Here is a 16,708-nt window from a genome sequence, read left to right as displayed (position 1 = left end):
GACAGGCGCATTATGCCTAGGGTTGCGGGCGCAGTCTGCGTAACCGGGGCCGGCGTGCTGTTGAAATGAAGTTTCAGACAGCGTTTCAGGAAAAGACGTCAGCGTCCTTGAAGAACGCGGCGGCCGCGTCCTTGCCCGACAGTTTTGGCGCTTCGTCCAGTTGCCAGTCGATGCCCAGGTCCGGGTCGTCCCAACGAATGCTGCGCTCGGCCGACGGGGTGTAGTAGTCGGTGGTCTTGTAGAGGAACTCGGCGAATTCGCTCAGCACCACGAAGCCGTGGGCGAAACCTTCTGGCACCCACAGTTGACGATGGTTGTCGGCGGACAAACGTACCGCCACCCATTTGCCGAAGTTCGGCGAGCTGCGACGGATGTCCACGGCCACGTCGAGCACTTCGCCGGCAGTGACACGAACCAATTTGCCTTGGGTATTTTCCAGTTGGTAATGCAGGCCACGTAGCACGCCTTTTTGCGAACGCGAATGGTTGTCCTGAACGAATTGTGTGTTCAGGCCGGTCGCTTCTTCAAAAGCCTTGGCGTTGAAGCTTTCGTAAAAGAAACCGCGCTCGTCGCCAAACACCTTGGGCTCGATGATCAAAACACCGGGCAGGTCGGTGGTGACTACATTCATGGGGTTTCTCCAGCAATGGACATTGATGTGTCGACATTCTTGCGCAAAGTGCCGTCCGGTGCGAGTCCTGCGATTGTCTTTTGCTTTGCGCCGATCAGGGCGGGGGTTGCGTCTCGCTCCAAGCGGTGGCGATATAAGCGCCTAATAAAATTTCAGGGGTCGTTGTATGCCGCTCGCCACGTTGCTTCACCGTGTCAGTTTGCCCAGCCCGCAAGTGTCTGCGGAGCAAGCACTAGAGCTGTTGCAGGCACATTACGGGTTGAACGGGGTATTGCAGCCCTTGGGCAGTCAGCAGGATCTCAACTTTCGCGTCGACAGCGATCGCGGTCGTTTCGTCCTGAAAATTTGTCGTGGCGACTACTCGGCGCTCGAGTTGCAGGCCCAGCACGCAGGGCTCAAGCATTTGGCCGAACATGGCGGTGTGCATGTGCCGCGGGTGATTCCAGCCAACAATGGCGCAGACCTGCTCTCGCTGGAAGTCGGCGGTCAGCCTGTCCATATGCGGCTGCTGGATTACATTGAAGGCCAGTCGTTGACGCACCTCGATTACTTGCCGGGCTCGGTGGTAGCCGGATTTGGCCGGCTCTGTGGCGAAATGGATCTGGCCTTGGCCGCTTTCGACCATCCTGGCCTTGAACGCACCCTTCAATGGGACGCCCGCCACGCCAACGCATTGATCGCCCATTTGTTGCCAGTCATCCAGGATGATCAGCAACGCGCGTTGATTGCCGAGGCCGCCGAACAGGCAGAACGACGTTTGCTGCCGTTAGTGGCGAAGCTGCCGGTGCAGGCGATTCACATGGACGTTACCGACGACAACGTGGTCTGGCAGCGGGATTCAAAACGCCAGTGGCAGTTGCAAGGGGTGATCGATTTTGGCGATCTGATTCGTACCTGGCGCATTACCGATCTGTCGGTGACGTGCGCGGCGCTGCTGCATCACGCCGATGGCGATCCGTTTTACATCTTGCCGGCGGTTCAGGCCTATCACGCGGTCAATCCGTTGCAGTATGAAGAGCTGCTGGCGCTCTGGCCGCTGATCGTTGCCCGCGCGGCGGTGCTGGTGCTCAGTGGCGAGCAGCAGGTCAGCATCGATCCGGGCAACGCCTACAGTCGCGACAATCTCACTCATGAGTGGGAAATTTTCCGCGTTGCTACATCGGTGCCGTTGGCGCTGATGGAAGCGGCGATCCTGACCGCCGTCGGCCAGAGCCTGCCGAGTATTGGCAGGGAAGGGTTTGCGCCGTTATTGCCGGGTCTGGTGGGGTGCGAGTTTGCCTTGATCGATCTGGGCGTGCTCAGTCCACATTTCGAGGCTGGTAACTGGGAGCAAGCGGGTATCGATCGGCGTCTGCTGACCGAAGCGGCGGCAGCCCACGGTTTGGCGGCTAGCCGTTATGGTCAATATCGTTTGTCCCGTACCCGGCCGGACAGTGCCGCAGAACCGGACACTTGCCCGCTGCACGTCGAGCTACGAGTGCCCCACGGTACGACGGTCGAGTCACCGTTTGCCGGTGTCGTCCACCAGCCGGAAGTGGGTGTGCTGCAACTGGATGGCCCGCAACTGAGCGTGCGTCTGTGGGGCGTCACGCCGTCGCTGCATACCGGTGCGGCGCTGGTCAAAGGTCAGGTGCTGGGTTCGGTCAGCGGGTCTTTGGTCGTGCAGTTGAGCCGTGTGGCTTCGCTCAACGCTCCGTTGTTTTGTACGCCGTCACGCGCGGCGGCCTGGCAAGCGTTGTGCCCTTCGCCCGCAGCCTTGCTTGGGCTGGCCTGTGACGCTGAAGCAGAGCTTGATTCGCAGACATTGCTGGCCCGTCGCGACGCCAGTTTCGCCCGCACCCAAAAACACTATTACGTCGACCCGCCACGCATCGAGCGCGGCTGGCGCAATCACCTGATCGACATGCAGGGCCGCTCCTACCTCGACATGCTCAACAACGTCGCGGTGCTGGGGCACGGTCATCCACGCATGGCTGCCGTCGCCAGCCGTCAGTGGTCGATGCTCAACACCAACTCGCGGTTTAACTACGCGGCGGTTGCCGAGTTCTCCGAGCGCCTGTTGAAGTTGTCGCCGGATTCCATGGACCGGGTATTCCTGGTCAACAGTGGCAGCGAGGCCAACGACCTGGCGATTCGCTTGGCCTGGGCCTACAGCGGCGGTCGGGACATGCTCAGCGTGCTCGAGGCCTATCACGGCTGGACGGTGGGCGCGGACGCGGTCTCGACCTCGATTGCCGACAACCCGAAAGCCTTGAGCAGCCGCCCTGACTGGGTGCATCCGGTGACTGCGCCGAACACCTATCGCGGCGAATTCCGTGGCCCGGACAGCGCGCCGGACTATGTGCGCAGTGTCGAACACAACCTGGCGAAAATCGCCGAGCAGAAACGCCAGTTGGCCGGTTTCATCTGCGAACCGGTTTATGGCAATGCCGGCGGTATCTCGTTGCCGCCTGGGTATTTGCAGCAGGTGTATGCGTTGGTCCGCGCTCAGGGCGGTGTGTGCATCGCCGACGAAGTGCAGGTCGGTTACGGGCGCATGGGCCACTTCTTCTGGGGGTTTGAAGAGCAGGGCGTGGTGCCAGACATCATCACCATGGCCAAGGGCATGGGCAACGGCCAGCCACTGGGCGCAGTGATCACCCGCCGGGAAATCGCTGAAGCGCTGGAGGCCGAGGGTTACTTCTTCTCGTCGGCGGGCGGCAGCCCGGTCAGTTGCCAGATCGGCATGGCGGTGCTCGATGTGATGGAAGAGGAAAAGCTTTGGGAGAACGCACAGGTCGTCGGTGGCTATTTCAAGCAACGGCTTGAAGCGCTGATCGAAACTCATCCGTTGGTGGGTGCGGTACATGGGTCGGGCTTCTACTTGGGTGTGGAGCTGATCCGTAACCGTGAAACCCTGGAGCCGGCGACTGAAGAAACCACGGCGCTGTGTGACCGGTTGCGTGAGTTGGGGATTTTCATGCAGCCGACTGGCGATTATCTGAACGTCCTGAAGATCAAACCACCGATGGTGACCTCGCGCCAGAGCGTGGATTTCTTTGTCGACATGCTCTCGAAGGTGCTCGCAGAGGGCCTGTAAACACCTACCCCTATTGTGGGAGTGAGCCTGCTCGCGATAGCGGTGGAACATGCACCATTGATGCTGACTGGGCCACCGCTATCGCGAGCAGGGATGGTGTTTAAGTTCGATTGTTATCGGCTTTATCTGGGTCAATTTAGACAGAAGGCATATCAACAGCTTTTAAAGCAGATATTTATCGGCTATAAAGTCGCCATTGCCCACGGTGTGATCAACCACGCCCGGTGCTTCTCTTTCTGTCATTGGTCGTCGTCACACTCGACCTTCAAGCAATTGCCCAGGAGATGATTCATGAGCCGTATCGTTACCGTCGCCGCTACCCAGATGGCTTGTTCCTGGGACCTTGAAGCCAACATCGAGACCGCTGAGAAGCTGGTCCGTGAGGCCGCGGCCAAAGGTGCGCAGATCATCCTGATCCAGGAACTGTTCGAGGCCCCGTACTTCTGCCAGAAACCGAACCCTGAATACCTGCAACTGGCCACAACCGTCGAAGACAACATCGCCATCAAGCACTTCCAGAAAGTCGCCAAAGAACTGCAAGTGGTGCTGCCGATCAGCTTCTACGAACTGGCCGGCCGCGCGCGATTCAACAGCATCGCGATCATCGATGCCGACGGTGCCAACCTCGGGATTTATCGTAAAAGCCACATCCCGGACGGCCCTGGCTACCACGAGAAGTACTACTTCAACCCGGGCGATACCGGCTTCAAAGTCTGGAACACCCGTTACGCGAAAATCGGCGTGGGCATTTGCTGGGACCAGTGGTTCCCGGAGTGCGCCCGCAGCATGGCGTTGCTCGGCGCGGAAATCCTGTTCTACCCTACCGCCATCGGCAGCGAGCCGCACGACAAGACCATTTCCTCCCGTGACCACTGGCAGCGTGTGCAACAGGGCCATGCCGGCGCCAACCTGATGCCGCTGATCGCCAGCAACCGCATCGGCAACGAAGAGCAGGACGGCTACGACATTACCTTCTACGGCTCGTCGTTCATCGCCAACCAGTTTGGCGAGAAGGTCCAGGAACTCAACCAGACCGAAGAAGGCGTGCTGGTTCAAAGTTTCGACCTCGACGAGCTGGAGCACATCCGCAGTGCTTGGGGCTCGTTCCGTGATCGTCGCCCGAACCTATACAATGCGATCAAAACCCTCGACGGTTCCCTGGAGTCCTGATCCCATGACCACATTACACAGCACCCCACGCGCCGACGGCTTCTACATGCCGGCCGAGTGGGCAGCACAAACCCAGACCTGGATGATCTGGCCCGAGCGCCCGGACAACTGGCGCCTGGGTGGCAAACCGGCGCAAGCCGCACACGTCGCAGTGGCCAAGGCCATCGCCCGTTTTGAGCCGGTGACCGTCGCGGTTTCCGCCGGTCAGTACGAAAACGCCCGCGCCCGTCTGGATGTGCCGAATATTCGTGTTGTCGAGATGTCCAGCGACGACGCCTGGGTCCGCGACACCGGCCCAACCTTCGTCATCAATAACAGTGGTGAAGTCCGTGGCGTGAACTGGGACTTCAACTCGTGGGGCGGTTTTGATGGCGGTCTGTACTCGCCGTGGAACCGTGACTCGCAGGTGGGCGGCAAGATCCTTGAGATCGAGCGCAGCCAGCGCTACCGCACCGAGGGCTTCGTGCTCGAAGGCGGTTCTATTCATGTCGATGGCGAAGGCACGCTGATCACCACCGAAGAATGCCTGCTCAACCGCAATCGTAATCCGCACCTCAACCGTGCAGACATCGAAGCGGTGCTCAGCGCGAATCTGGCTGTGGATAAAATCATCTGGCTGCCGGACGGTTTGTTCAACGACGAAACCGACGGTCATGTGGATAACTTCTGCTGCTACGTGCGCCCAGGTGAAGTATTGCTGGCCTGGACCGATGACCCGCAGGACCCGAACTACCCGCGCTGCCAGGCGGCGATGAAAGTGCTGGAAAGCAGCACCGACGCCAAAGGTCGCCCATTCACGGTGCACAAAATGCCGATTCCGGGGCCGCTGTATGCAACCGAGGAAGAGTGCGCGGGTGTCGATCCGGTGGACGGCACACAGGAGCGCAATCCGACCGTTCGTCTGGCCGGTTCCTACGTGAACTTCCTGATCGTCAACGGCGGCATCATCGCACCAAGCTTCGACGACCCGCTGGATGGCCCGGCGAAAGAGATTCTTCAGGGCCTGTTTCCGCAGCACGAAGTTGTGATGGTGCCGGGCCGCGAACTGTTACTGGGAGGCGGGAACATCCACTGCCTTACCCAACAGCAGCCCGCGCCGCACAAGGAGTGAGTGGGGTTGTAACAGCTTGAGTTGATTGCATATTCAACCAGGCAGCAATTGCCGCACAGCGCATGAGAGAAAGCCCGCAGCCCGTCAGGACTGCGGGCTTTTTTGTATCCACTCATCGACACCTAAGAAATATTGGCACAGCTCTTGTATCTGTGATGGTGCAAAACAGGGAGGGGAGAGCTGCGATGTTCTGTCATAAACCTTGGATAAGTTAGCCGCTCACAAACCGGGAGAGAGCGCTGAAATGAACGCCGAAGTGAATGTAGTGAGCGAGCGGACATTGCATCCCCTGGCAGTCAATAGCGAATCGCTCCAGATCCTTGCGCACTGGTTGAAATCCAATGGAACGCGTCAGATCAGAGAACCTGATCCGCGCCGGATGATGATCGAGCGCTACCCCGCTGGTTTATTCAGCGAAGCGGAGCTGGAAGCGTTGTGGGATGTGATGGAAGGATAAAAAAGAAAAACAACGGATTGATAAAAGCGCTGCCGGGAAGGCGGCGCTTTTTTATGGGCGAAGATTTTTTTGATCACTGGAGATCAACTGTGGGAGCGGGCTTGCTCGCGAAAGCGGTCTGTCAGGCGACATCTCTATCGACTGACACGGCCTCTTCGCGAGCAAGCCCGCTCCCACAGGTTGGGTGGAGTCTGGTCGGGTCCGCTTCGGGCTCAAGTCGTTGCGGTTGTCGGTCACCCCAGGCATTCGACCGATTCTTGAAACAGACTGAAATCCATTCCGGCGTTTTTCCGCAACGGCCTGAGGACTAGTCTGCCGGCATCGAGTTTTCCTACTTCTTTGCCGGAGCCTTCCCATGATCCTTCATTACATTTACGACCCGTTGTGTGGCTGGTGCTACGGGGCAAAACCGTTGGTGCAAGCGGCCCAAACCGTCCTGCCAGTGATTGCCCATGGAGGTGGGATGATGAGCGGCGCCAATCGCCAGATCGTCTCGCCACAATTGCGCAACTATGTGATGCCCCATGATCGGCGCATCGCCGAGTACACCGGCCAGCCTTTCGGTGAGGCCTATTTCGAAGGATTGCTGCGCGATGAAAGCGCAGTCTTCGATTCCACACCGCCGACGGCTGCGGTGCTGGCTGCCGAGCAGATCGCCGGCCGTGGACTGGAATTGCTGGGCCGTTTGCAGACCGCTCATTACGTGGAAGGGCGACGTATCGCCGACGAAGCGGTGTTGTTTGAACTCGCGAAGGGTCTGGGCCTCGAACTTCAAGCGTTCCAGGCCGCTTACGAGCAAGCCGGGACCGATCACCACATCAAGGAAAGCCGCGCACTGTTAGCCAAAGTCGGCGGCCAAGGCTTCCCGACCTTCGCCCTGGAACAGAATGGCCAATTCACCTTGATCGACATCGGCCCATGGCTGGGCAAGCCAGAAGCCTTTGCGGCCTGGCTGCGTCAGTCGTTGCCAACCCAAGCGTCTTCGTCCGAGCTTCAAGCCTGTGGCCTCGACGGCTGCGCCCACTGATTTCACCTGGAGTGACCCATGGATAACCTGAGCCTGATCAAAAGCACTTACGAAGGCGCGAACTCCCAGGAAAACGCGCGCAACACCGCCGCCGCCCTGGCCGCTGATGCGCAATGGACCGAGGCTGCAGGTTTCCCCTACGCCGGCACCTACGTGGGTTTCGACGCCATCGTCGAAAACGTCTTCAAGCGCCTGGCCACCGAATGGGAAGGTTTTCAGTTCAAGGTCGAGAACTACGTCGCACAGGGCGACAAGGTGTTTGCTTACGGCAACTACAGCGGAACCTACAAAGCCACCGGCCGCCCGATGAATGCGCGCGTCGCGCATTTGTGGACCTTGGCCGATGGCAAAGTCACCCACTTCGAGCAGTTCGTTGACAGCCATACCGTGCAACTGGCGCTCGCAGGCAACTGATTTCTTAGACGTTTTTCACCTATTCACAGACGATTCATGAAATTGACACAGGGTTAAGGGCGCGGATAGGATTCGCGCCAACGCCTGTGGCCGACCGCCACGACTCACAAAACAATAAAAGGCCCGCCGCGATTTTTCGTGGGCGGGCCTTTTGTTTTTGGGTGAAAAAAGAGCGCGACAGCGCCGTTTCAGCCGTTCGGCACAGCGCGTATCAACCGGTAATAAGGAAAATAATATGTTGAACAAGCGAATCAGCCTGATCGCTCTGGGGATGTTGAGCGCTACACAAGCCATGGCTAACGACCAGGCCGAATCCAAGGGTTTTGTTGAAGACAGCAGCCTCAAAGTGCTGCTGCGCAACGCCTACATCAATCGTGACTACAAAGACGGCAACCCGGATAAATCCGAGTGGGGCCAAGCGGCCATCGGTACGTTCTCGTCCGGTTTCACCCAAGGCACCGTCGGTGTCGGTGTGAATGCTTTCGGTCTGTACGCACTTAACCTGGAGCGCAGCGAAGATCGCAGCGGTGCCCAAGGTATCGATTTCTTCAAAAAGGGCGACAGCGGCAGCCCGGCCAACGACCTTTCCAAGGGCGGCGCAGCGGTCAAGTTCCGTCTGTCCAGCACCACGCTGACCTACGGCGACCAGATGCCGGAATTGCCGGTGCTGAACTACGACAACTCGCGCCTGCTGCCAGAAAGCTACACCGGCACGCTGATCACCTCCAAAGAGATCCAGGGCCTGGTGCTGAACGCCGGTCGCTTCACCGCCGAATCGCGTAAGAGCGCTGAAGGCCGTGACAGTGGTGGCTTGAAGTCGATTAACGTATTGGGCGGTAGCTACCAGTTCACCGAACAGTTCAAGGCTGCGGTTTACGCTTCCGACGTCGAAGACGTGCTGAAGAAGCAATACGTGAACGCCAATTACGTGTTCCCGATCGACAAGGATCAGTCCCTGACCCTGGACTTCAACGGCTACCGCACCAAGCTGGACGATTCCTACGTCCGTGAAAACGGTATCACCGGCGACGACAACAAGATCTGGAGCCTGGCAGCGACTTTTGCCACCGGCCCGCACTCGTTCACCGTTGCTCACCAGCGCAGCACTGGCGACAGCAACCTGGGCTACGCCTACGGCGGCTATCAGAAAGACCAGGGTCGTGTCGGCGACGGTGGCAACACCATCTACCTGTCCAACTCTTACTGGTCCGACTTCAATGCTGAAGACGAACGCAGCTGGCAACTGGGCTACGGCCTGGACTTCGGCGCTTTCGGCGTGCCGGGTCTGAGCTACAACTTCGCCTATGTGCGCGGTGACAACATCACCACGTCCACCAGCGAAGGCGGGACCGAGCGCGAGATCTTCAACCAGTTCAAGTACGTCGTGCAAAGTGGCCCGGCCAAAGACCTGAGCGTGAAACTGCGCAGCTCGATCCTGCGCGTGTCGCAGAAATCCAGCGAGTACAACGTCAGCGGTAACGAAGTACGTGTGTTCGTGGATTACCCGATCAACATCTTCTGATGATCGGCTGAGTTGATAAAACTCACTAAAAACCCCGACTGGCTCGGGGTTTTTTTTTGCTGATTTTTTTGTAAAAACGTTCTAAAGACGCCTCTTTTGGCATAAAAAAGTCGATTCAAAGCATCTTTTTACCGCGTTTAAAGCAACGCTTGATATGCCTGAAATTCTTTCTCATGGGCCGAAAATCCTGCAGATACTAGATTGAGCCGCTAAATGCAGCGGAGACTAGTAATGATCGTTTTAAACAGAGAAGTTGGCGAATCGCTAAGGCGCGACAAATTTGTCAACGTCCAGGGTGGTGACTTCAATCTCTACGGTCATTTCGCCGACTTCGTCAGACTGACCAGAAGTTGGGAAAACATGGAGCCGGACAGCTATTACGGCCAGTCCGAATCCGGAATGCGTTTCCGTCGCTACAGTGACTTCGAATACAACCCGGTGACCCGCGACTTGAAGCAGCTGGAGCACCGTGCCTATGTTCAGTCCAAAGCCAACAACAGCTACGTCGGTGGAATGGTTCGCCACTTCCAGGACTTCTCCGATGAAGTGATCAATTCGCCGGTGATGCGCAGCCTCATCGATATCGATTTTGAAGTGTACAAAAACGTCCTGCCGCCGGAATTGCACGATGAAATCTGGCAATGCCAGATCCATCAGATCCGCATTGAGATCAAACCAGGCAAACAACTGGAAATCACCCCTGAAGGTATTCATTGCGACGGTTACCCGTTCAGCGGTGTGCACTTCTGGGGACGTAACAATGTGGACGGCGCCGAAAGCCGCCTCTACAGCGCCCACGAAGAGCAACTGGCGTCGACGACCTATCAGGAAATCCTCGACACCACGTTCTTCCTCGATCGCGACATGCGCCACTACGTGACCCCGGCTCGAAATACCCATTCCCACGACATGGCGTACCGGCAAATCCTGGCGATTTCCTTCTCGCGGCCCGGGACCGCTTTCGACATTGTTCGCTGAACAGCTCGACCCCATGGACAACCCCTCTGCATCAGTGATGATGTGGCGGGCCAATGCAAAGGATGCTGTGCGCCTGGAGCGCTTTTTCCGGCAGTTCGACGAAGTGTCGTTCTGCGAGTGGCAGGACGCCAAATGCCTGCGCGGTGTGTTGGTGCAGAAGACCACCACCGCGTACCTGGCGCTCGACCTCAGTGGCGAAGTGGTCGGCGCGGTGCTGGGCGGTATGCTCGGCAGCCGTGGCACCATCAACCATTTGGCGGTGAGCCCGCAGTATCGCGCCCAAGGCGTGGGCCAGCGCTTGGTGGAAGCCGCTTCGGCGGACATGAAACGGGTCGGTGTACTGCGGATGTTCCTGTTCGTCGACGATGCTAACCTTGCCGGCAAACGCTTTTGGACCGCCCAGGGTTTTTGCGAGCCTCGCGGCGAAACGACATTTGAGAGGGACCTATGAATGAGACGTCCAGCAGCCAGCCGCTGATGGTCGAGCCGCAGCCTTCGCGCACGTTTGCTGAAGCCAGCCCGGTAGTGGCCGGCTACTTCACGGTGTCGTTTGTGTTTGGTTTGATGGCCGTCAACGCCGGGTTGCCCGTGTGGTTACCGGTCGCGATGTGCCTGTTTGTGTATGCCGGCGCTTCGCAGTTCGCCGCGCTGGCGCTGATCTCCAGCGGCGCTTCGCTGACCACGATTATCCTCACCACGTTTTTGATCAACGCGCGGCACATGCTGATGTCGGTCTACATGGCCAAGGCCTTGCGGGCGTTGGGGCTCAGTCGTTTCGAGCGCTGGTGTTATGCCGGCGGGCTGACCGATGAATCGTTCGCCTTCCACAGTGTGAAACTGGGCAGCGGAGCGCCGGTCAACGTGCGCTACCTGATCGGCTTCAACCTGTTCTGCCACACCTCGTGGGTGCTCGGCGGTTTGCTCGGGGCGATCTGCGCGCAGTACGCATCGCACCTGATCAAGTACCAACTCGACTACGCCCTGACCGCGATGATGCTCTATGTGCTGGTGTCGCTGTGCAACACCCGCAACAAGCTGATCGCCGCACTGGCCGCGGTCGTCTGCATGGGCGCCCTCAGCCTGGTCGGCAGCTCACCGTTTAATGTGTTTATTGCCACTTTCGTCGGCTGCGGGGTGGGTGTATGCCTGACCAAACGTTCCTGATTCTGGTTGTCGTGCTGATGATGGCCGTGACCTTCCTGCCGCGCGCGTTACCGCTGCAAGTGAACACCGACCATTGGCCACCCTTCGTTGCCCGGGCGCTGGAATACCTGCCAGTGGCGATCGTCGCTGCGATCAGCCTCACGCCCTTGTTAATCAAGGACCAGCATGTGCAGCTCGATCGCCCGGAATTCTATGCAGCGATTCCGACGTTGTTATGTGCGTATTTCAGCAAAAACCTCTTTCTGAGTGTGGCGGTCGGGACGGCTGCGTACATTGCGCTCGGCTCGTTCATGTAGGCGCAAATCGACGACATCACTCAACGCCTGACCCGACAAGTCAGGGTTGTTGATCGCCAGCCGCACTTCGAGGAAATCCTCGAAACCCGGGAAAATGGTCAAGCCGTTACGCTGGGCCGCCTCGCGAGACACCATGCCGAGGCCGTCCATTTGCGTGATCAGCGACAGCGTCAGGGTCTCGCTGCAGGAATAAATCGTCCGTTGACCGGTTTCGTAATTGCCCAGACCCGCGTCAAGAAAGCGCAAAAAGCTGTGGGAATACGGACAATCGTCCGCCGGACGCACCTGAAGCTTATCGCCCAGCAACACCAGTGGGTCGTTCTCCTGGCCACAATGAGCGCCGACCACCTGAACGTGCACATCCGGCAGCACAATGCTCGGTAAACCAGGCTTTTGCGGGCCGATCAGCACGGCCAGATCGAAGTCTTCGTTCTTCAGCTTACTGAGGTTTTCCATCGACTCGGCGTAAGAGAATTCCAGTTGATGGTCAGGAAACACCTCAAACAGGCGTCCGATCATTCGCCGATTGAAATCCTCCGACAGCGTGGTATTCAACGCCACCTTCAGCGTGCGCTGACCGGGCACCTTCAATGCAGTGACTTTCTCTTCCATTTGCCGCGTGGCGACCAGGACCTTGTCTATATACGGCGTGAGCTCCGTGCCCTGCGCGGTCAAGGTCAAGCCCTTGTTGGAACGTCGAAACAGGCGAAAACCAAACTGCTCTTCGACCTTGTTCAACTGCGCGGCCAACGCCTGCACCGTCAAACAGGAATGCTCTGCCGCCGCCGACAACGAGCCGGTCTGCACGATGCGCATGAGGTTGCGTAAGGTTCTGCTATCCATGGGGTAATGCCCTCTAAAGTGGGCTGGCAATTGTTGTGTACCTTGCGGCCTATCCGGCGCCTATGCCGGCTATATTCCTGCACCTGAGCATAGTTGTCGCGGCTTTAGTAGCGAATTGATTCCGTAGCCGATGGCTGGAGGCTTACACAGGATCGGGGTTTTTGGTGACTTGGGAGTGATTGAGGTAAAAAAAGTGTGAGGGTTGTACGGATTTTTAGATCGGCGAGTTAGAAGGTGGCTGTTCGCATGCGGATTAAATTCACACAATTATCCGTATCTGTACTAGGCTGACCTTACGATATTTTAAAGGAGGCCTCCCTGTGCCTACCTCATCCCCAGCCCTGACCCCACAGCAACAAATCGACTCCCCGGAAGCCGGCCGGGTCGCGCTCAAGTTCTTCTTCAACCTCATGGAACGCTGGGGCTGCAGCGCCGAGCAACAACGTACCCTGCTGGGCAAAGTCGGCAACACCACGTTCTACAAGTACAAACACCTGCCGCCCAACGTGCGTTTGCCCCACGACACCCTGGAGCGCATTTCCTACCTGATGGGCATCCATAAGGCGCTGAGCATCATCTTCAGCAACAGCCGCGAGCGTGTTTACAAATGGGTCAGTAGTCCGAACACCGCTGCGCCGTTCAATGGCCAGACGGCTTTGGATTACATGCTGGTCGGCCGCGTCGTAGACATCGCTGACGTGCGCCGCTACCTCGACGGAGTGCGCGGTTGATGGCGCCGGAACTGGCCGATCCGCAGTGGTCGCGGGCCTATCGGATCGTCAACAGCAGCTTCCCGCCGATCGCGTTGTTCGAAGACGTGCTCGACCCCGAAGATCTGCCGACCGCTTACGCTCTCGAAGCACTGACCAATGACCGATTGATGGAAGAGGCCGGCATGCTTTCTCGCGTGCGCCCCGAAGACCGGATTTCAGGCCCTGGCTCTACGCCCGTCATGGCCGCGTTCACCCACATCGGCAAAACCAGCCGCTTTACCGATGGCACGTTTGGCGTCTATTACGCCGCCAGCAGCCAGGCTGCCGCCATTGCCGAAACGAGTTACCACCAGGAGCGTTTCCTCGCTGCGACAAACGAGCCGGACCTTGAGTTGACGATGCGTACCTACGTAAACAAAGTCGTCAAACCGCTGCATGACATTCGTCAGAACTATCCGCAGCTTCATGATCCGGACACGACTGCGTATGGCCCGTCTCAAGCCTTCGCCCGACAACTGCGGGAAACGTTGTCCTGGGGATTGCTCTACAACAGCGTTCGGTTGCCTGGGCATGAATGTGTGGCGGCGTTTCGACCGCCGGCGGTGTCTATTCCGAAGCAGGGGAAACATATTCGGTATGTGTGGAGTGCGAGTAGTCGGCGGATTTCGTTTGTGTTTGAGGTGAGTGAGGTTTGAGGGGGGGAAGGGTAAAAATGGTTAGCTTTTCAGACTGGCTGACCGATTTCTGTACGGTTTTATGCAAAATTCCTGTTTTATGTTCATTTTTAAGCACATAAACTCATTTTTATGCATTTGGCGTAGATGCAGAGAACTCGATCTCTACACATGAAAATGCTTTTGTAATTGCTATAAATGTTCGTTTTTATGCATTCACATCAAAAAATAGTCATTTTTATGCAGGAAAACTTAATTTTGGGCGTTACTCTCCAGTTATAGGCATTTTTGATTTGGCTAAGCTTATACAGGAGCGTGACCTTGAGCGATTTTCCAGCAGACCCCGTCGGCGCCGCTTGGCTAGCGACGACATTGGCAGTCCTGCCGATGGCACGGCTGCCGGTGTTAAGCCAGATCGGTAGTCGACGGTCGACTCAGGTCGAGGACGGGTTTCGTCTTGAGACCTACACGGAAAATATGCGCCCCGATTCGAACCTCTCATCCCATCTGCAATTTCACCTGCGGCATGAAGTCCCGAACCTCGAGTTTCTGAGCCGACTATTCACAAAAGTCGGACCTGCACCGCTACAGGATTGGTTGAGTGCCGAGCCGAGCGGCCAATATGTACGCAGGGCAGCTTTCCTGTTTGAGTGGCTGACTGGCGAGCAACTGCAGGCGCCAGACCCAATCGGCGGTAAGTACGTAGACGCTATCAACGCCGATCTGATGGTGGCCGCTTCACCTGAAGAGGCAGTGAAAGTGCCGCGTTGGCGAGTAAATGACAACCTGCCAGGCACCCGCTACTTCTGCCCAACCGTCGTCAAGACAGAGGCCGTCAAATCGGCCGCTAACCTCGATGTTCCTCAACTCTTCGGTCAACTGACCGCAGAATTTGGCGAAGCGCTTCTGCTTCGAGCGGCGGCATGGATGACGCTCCGAGAAAGCAAAGCCAGCTTCGCCATTGAAGGGGAGGCGGATCGTTCGACGCGTATCCAGCGCTTCGCCGATGTCCTGGCACGGCGCACCGGACAGGGCGAACTGCCGCTCACCGACGCAGCGCTGGCGCAGATGCAAAACGAAATTCTGGGCGCAGTGACCACACTCACACGTCTGGGGATTCGCCAGTCCCCCGTATTTGTTGGCGAAACGGTGCGCTATCAGGAAATTGTCCATTACGTTGCTCCGCCGGAGACTGACCTAGAGCGAATGCTGGAAGGCATCCGCGTTTTTCTGAATCGCACCAAGGGTCAGTCCCCGGTCATGCGCAGCGCTGTCACCGCGTTCGCTTTCGTCTATATCCATCCGCTGGCCGACGGTAATGGCCGGGTGCATCGTTTCCTGATCAACGATATTTTGCGCCGCGATGGGGCCATTCCAGACACGGTGATTCTTCCGATTTCAGCGGTTATCACCGACGACTCTGCCGAGAGGCGTCTGTATGACAGCGTGCTGGATCAGGTTTCAAAACCGCTCATGCAGGGCATTCGTGATCAGGTAACGTTCGCCAGCACACGTACGCGATATCCTGACGGCGTGGTCTCAAACATTGAATTCACCGGCCAGGATCAGGCCCGCCCAGTGTGGCGCTACCCGAACCTGGGGCCACACGTGGTGTTCATGTCCAACGTCATCCGGCGCACGATTACCGAACAGATGCGTGAAGAGTCACGGTATTTACGCAGCCATATAAAGGCCAGACAGGCGATCAAGGAAGTCGTCGAAATGCCGGACCATCAGGCTGATCGGCTCTTGCGCTCGATGGAGCAGAACGAAGGCAAGCTGAGCAACGTATTGGCGAAGGAAATGCCGGTGCTGACGAGGCCAGAGATTTGGTCCGCCATTTCTGAAGCAGTGGCCCAGTCTGTGCGGGAGGAAGAGCCGATAGACAGTAGCGTGAGTGATCGCTACCACCCCACTCAGCCAGTGGGTAGATAACGGACTTACACAAAAAGCCCCGATTGATTCGGGGCTTTTTCATGCGTGCTGTCCTGGATTATGTGTCGACGTTATTGCGGCGATTATTCCCCGGCGCGTCGAGCACCTTCACAACGTCATCGATAATCGCCTTGCTCATATCCTGCAAATAATGCGACGCCCAGGCATGCCGGTCGGTATCGCGAACCATGGCGGCGTCTGAGGCGAGGAGTTTGGCGATGTGGAGCAGGTCGGACGCGTGGGAAAGGGCGGCGACCACCGGGACACCGGCGTTGATGCGGAACAGCGGTTGATTGGCGTGGAAGGAGAACGGGGTGAGACCTATGGTTTTCAGGTCTTGGGGGATGGTCATTGGGCACCTCCGGTTTTTTGGCGGGGGGCATGAACCGGTGTTGCAGAAATGTAAATTTCGAACGGACGAATAGTGGTCATTAGCAAGAACTCCTGAATCAAAGTTAGAGCTACCACGTTCGTTCTCAGGCGAATGGGTGGCAGCTATGCGCGGGCTGAGAACCGGAGATACAGGAATCCGGCAGACCCGAAGGTCTCCCACGCACAGCCGCCATAACACGGAAATGCAGGCACAAAAAAACGCCGGCAATTGTGATTTGGGGCGCTTGTGCGCCTGTATCTTACTCGGGTTCTCAGGCCCGGTCGCTGAGTTGGCAGCGACGGCTTGAAGGTAGCTTGAGGT

The 16,708-nt window shown here is 57.7% G+C and carries 17 protein-coding genes; 14 read left to right on the top strand and 3 right to left on the bottom strand.

Annotated features, from left to right (window positions below; genetic code table 11):
- Positions 1 to 85: 85 nt before the first annotated feature.
- Positions 86 to 631, bottom strand: a complete 546-nt coding sequence (gene rfbC, locus AC1MEW_RS01740) for a dTDP-4-dehydrorhamnose 3,5-epimerase (protein WP_201199748.1) — start codon at positions 629 to 631, stop codon at positions 86 to 88.
- 166 nt (positions 632 to 797) lie between these two features.
- Between rfbC and AC1MEW_RS01735 the strand changes: the two genes are divergently transcribed.
- From AC1MEW_RS01735 to AC1MEW_RS01685, 11 genes are all read left to right on the top strand, one after another.
- Positions 798 to 3,710 (top strand): aminotransferase, encoded by a 2,913-nt coding sequence (locus AC1MEW_RS01735; RefSeq protein WP_480425256.1) that lies wholly within the window; start codon positions 798 to 800, stop codon positions 3,708 to 3,710.
- Between the two features lie 291 nt (positions 3,711 to 4,001).
- Complete coding sequence (gene aguB, locus AC1MEW_RS01730; protein WP_201199751.1) at positions 4,002 to 4,880, top strand: N-carbamoylputrescine amidase; 879 nt, start codon at positions 4,002 to 4,004, stop codon at positions 4,878 to 4,880.
- 4 nt (positions 4,881 to 4,884) lie between these two features.
- Entirely contained in the window at positions 4,885 to 5,991 is a 1,107-nt protein-coding gene (gene aguA, locus AC1MEW_RS01725; RefSeq protein ID WP_480425254.1) for an agmatine deiminase, read from the top strand.
- A gap of 244 nt (positions 5,992 to 6,235) precedes the next feature.
- Positions 6,236 to 6,448, top strand: a complete 213-nt coding sequence (locus AC1MEW_RS01720) for a hypothetical protein (RefSeq protein ID WP_123598111.1) — start codon at positions 6,236 to 6,238, stop codon at positions 6,446 to 6,448.
- Positions 6,449 to 6,803: 355 nt separating this feature from the next.
- Positions 6,804 to 7,475: a DsbA family protein gene (locus AC1MEW_RS01715; protein ID WP_201256636.1), complete on the top strand. Its 672-nt coding sequence runs from the start codon at positions 6,804 to 6,806 to the stop codon at positions 7,473 to 7,475.
- Positions 7,476 to 7,493: 18 nt separating this feature from the next.
- Positions 7,494 to 7,889: a nuclear transport factor 2 family protein gene (locus AC1MEW_RS01710; protein ID WP_322270220.1), complete on the top strand. Its 396-nt coding sequence runs from the start codon at positions 7,494 to 7,496 to the stop codon at positions 7,887 to 7,889.
- 235 nt (positions 7,890 to 8,124) lie between these two features.
- Positions 8,125 to 9,411 carry an OprD family porin gene (locus AC1MEW_RS01705; protein ID WP_201199757.1) on the top strand — a complete coding sequence of 429 codons (1,287 nt, stop codon included), beginning with the start codon at positions 8,125 to 8,127 and terminating at the stop codon, positions 9,409 to 9,411.
- 231 nt (positions 9,412 to 9,642) lie between these two features.
- Complete coding sequence (locus tag AC1MEW_RS01700; RefSeq protein WP_201199759.1) at positions 9,643 to 10,389, top strand: 2OG-Fe dioxygenase family protein; 747 nt, start codon at positions 9,643 to 9,645, stop codon at positions 10,387 to 10,389.
- Between the two features lie 13 nt (positions 10,390 to 10,402).
- Positions 10,403 to 10,840 (top strand): GNAT family N-acetyltransferase, encoded by a 438-nt coding sequence (locus AC1MEW_RS01695; protein ID WP_201199761.1) that lies wholly within the window; start codon positions 10,403 to 10,405, stop codon positions 10,838 to 10,840.
- Positions 10,837 to 11,553: an AzlC family ABC transporter permease gene (locus AC1MEW_RS01690; protein WP_201199762.1), complete on the top strand. Its 717-nt coding sequence runs from the start codon at positions 10,837 to 10,839 to the stop codon at positions 11,551 to 11,553. The genes AC1MEW_RS01695 and AC1MEW_RS01690 overlap by 4 nt, the downstream gene beginning before the upstream one ends.
- A complete protein-coding gene (locus AC1MEW_RS01685) occupies positions 11,532 to 11,849 on the top strand; it encodes an AzlD domain-containing protein (RefSeq protein WP_010464672.1) in 318 nt (105 codons plus the stop codon). Before AC1MEW_RS01690 ends, AC1MEW_RS01685 begins: the two co-directional genes overlap by 22 nt.
- Here AC1MEW_RS01685 and AC1MEW_RS01680 read toward each other — a convergent pair.
- A complete protein-coding gene (locus AC1MEW_RS01680) occupies positions 11,766 to 12,692 on the bottom strand; it encodes a LysR family transcriptional regulator (protein WP_201199763.1) in 927 nt (308 codons plus the stop codon). The two genes, AC1MEW_RS01685 and AC1MEW_RS01680, sit on opposite strands and share 84 nt — an antisense overlap.
- Before the next feature lie 320 nt (positions 12,693 to 13,012).
- On the opposite strand from AC1MEW_RS01680, the gene AC1MEW_RS01675 reads away from it, so the two are divergent.
- The 3 genes from AC1MEW_RS01675 (at position 13,013) to AC1MEW_RS01665 (ending at position 16,014) form a co-directional block, all read left to right on the top strand.
- On the top strand, positions 13,013 to 13,423 hold the full coding sequence (locus tag AC1MEW_RS01675) for an antitoxin Xre-like helix-turn-helix domain-containing protein (RefSeq protein ID WP_201199764.1): 411 nt from the start codon (positions 13,013 to 13,015) through the stop codon (positions 13,421 to 13,423).
- Positions 13,423 to 14,100 carry an RES family NAD+ phosphorylase gene (locus AC1MEW_RS01670; RefSeq protein WP_201256634.1) on the top strand — a complete coding sequence of 226 codons (678 nt, stop codon included), beginning with the start codon at positions 13,423 to 13,425 and terminating at the stop codon, positions 14,098 to 14,100. The genes AC1MEW_RS01675 and AC1MEW_RS01670 overlap by 1 nt, the downstream gene beginning before the upstream one ends.
- A 300-nt stretch (positions 14,101 to 14,400) precedes the next feature.
- Complete coding sequence (locus tag AC1MEW_RS01665; RefSeq protein WP_480425251.1) at positions 14,401 to 16,014, top strand: Fic family protein; 1,614 nt, start codon at positions 14,401 to 14,403, stop codon at positions 16,012 to 16,014.
- Positions 16,015 to 16,072: 58 nt separating this feature from the next.
- On the opposite strand, the gene AC1MEW_RS01660 is transcribed toward AC1MEW_RS01665, so the two are convergent.
- Positions 16,073 to 16,366, bottom strand: coding sequence for a DUF3077 domain-containing protein (locus AC1MEW_RS01660; RefSeq protein WP_480425249.1), 294 nt, complete (start codon positions 16,364 to 16,366; stop codon positions 16,073 to 16,075).
- Between the last annotated feature and the right edge of the window lie 342 nt (positions 16,367 to 16,708).

The organism is Pseudomonas sp. ASL4 (assembly GCF_056680395.1).
The sequence above is the reverse complement of the archived record's forward strand: the minus strand, read 5'-3'. Positions and strand labels throughout refer to the sequence as shown.

Excerpts from the sequence above, each read along its gene's own strand:
- rfbC (WP_201199748.1), bottom strand. The coding sequence starts at position 631 with ATGAATGTAGTCACCACCGACCTGCCCGGTGTTTTGATCATCGAGCCC.
- AC1MEW_RS01735 (WP_480425256.1), top strand. The coding sequence starts at position 798 with ATGCCGCTCGCCACGTTGCTTCACCGTGTCAGTTTGCCCAGCCCGCAA.
- aguB (WP_201199751.1), top strand. The coding sequence starts at position 4,002 with ATGAGCCGTATCGTTACCGTCGCCGCTACCCAGATGGCTTGTTCCTGG.
- aguA (WP_480425254.1), top strand. The coding sequence starts at position 4,885 with ATGACCACATTACACAGCACCCCACGCGCCGACGGCTTCTACATGCCG.
- AC1MEW_RS01720 (WP_123598111.1), top strand. The coding sequence starts at position 6,236 with ATGAACGCCGAAGTGAATGTAGTGAGCGAGCGGACATTGCATCCCCTG.
- AC1MEW_RS01715 (WP_201256636.1), top strand. The coding sequence starts at position 6,804 with ATGATCCTTCATTACATTTACGACCCGTTGTGTGGCTGGTGCTACGGG.
- AC1MEW_RS01710 (WP_322270220.1), top strand. The coding sequence starts at position 7,494 with ATGGATAACCTGAGCCTGATCAAAAGCACTTACGAAGGCGCGAACTCC.
- AC1MEW_RS01705 (WP_201199757.1), top strand. The coding sequence starts at position 8,125 with ATGTTGAACAAGCGAATCAGCCTGATCGCTCTGGGGATGTTGAGCGCT.
- AC1MEW_RS01700 (WP_201199759.1), top strand. The coding sequence starts at position 9,643 with ATGATCGTTTTAAACAGAGAAGTTGGCGAATCGCTAAGGCGCGACAAA.
- AC1MEW_RS01695 (WP_201199761.1), top strand. The coding sequence starts at position 10,403 with ATGGACAACCCCTCTGCATCAGTGATGATGTGGCGGGCCAATGCAAAG.
- AC1MEW_RS01690 (WP_201199762.1), top strand. The coding sequence starts at position 10,837 with ATGAATGAGACGTCCAGCAGCCAGCCGCTGATGGTCGAGCCGCAGCCT.
- AC1MEW_RS01685 (WP_010464672.1), top strand. The coding sequence starts at position 11,532 with ATGCCTGACCAAACGTTCCTGATTCTGGTTGTCGTGCTGATGATGGCC.
- AC1MEW_RS01680 (WP_201199763.1), bottom strand. The coding sequence starts at position 12,692 with ATGGATAGCAGAACCTTACGCAACCTCATGCGCATCGTGCAGACCGGC.
- AC1MEW_RS01670 (WP_201256634.1), top strand. The coding sequence starts at position 13,423 with ATGGCGCCGGAACTGGCCGATCCGCAGTGGTCGCGGGCCTATCGGATC.
- AC1MEW_RS01660 (WP_480425249.1), bottom strand. The coding sequence starts at position 16,366 with ATGACCATCCCCCAAGACCTGAAAACCATAGGTCTCACCCCGTTCTCC.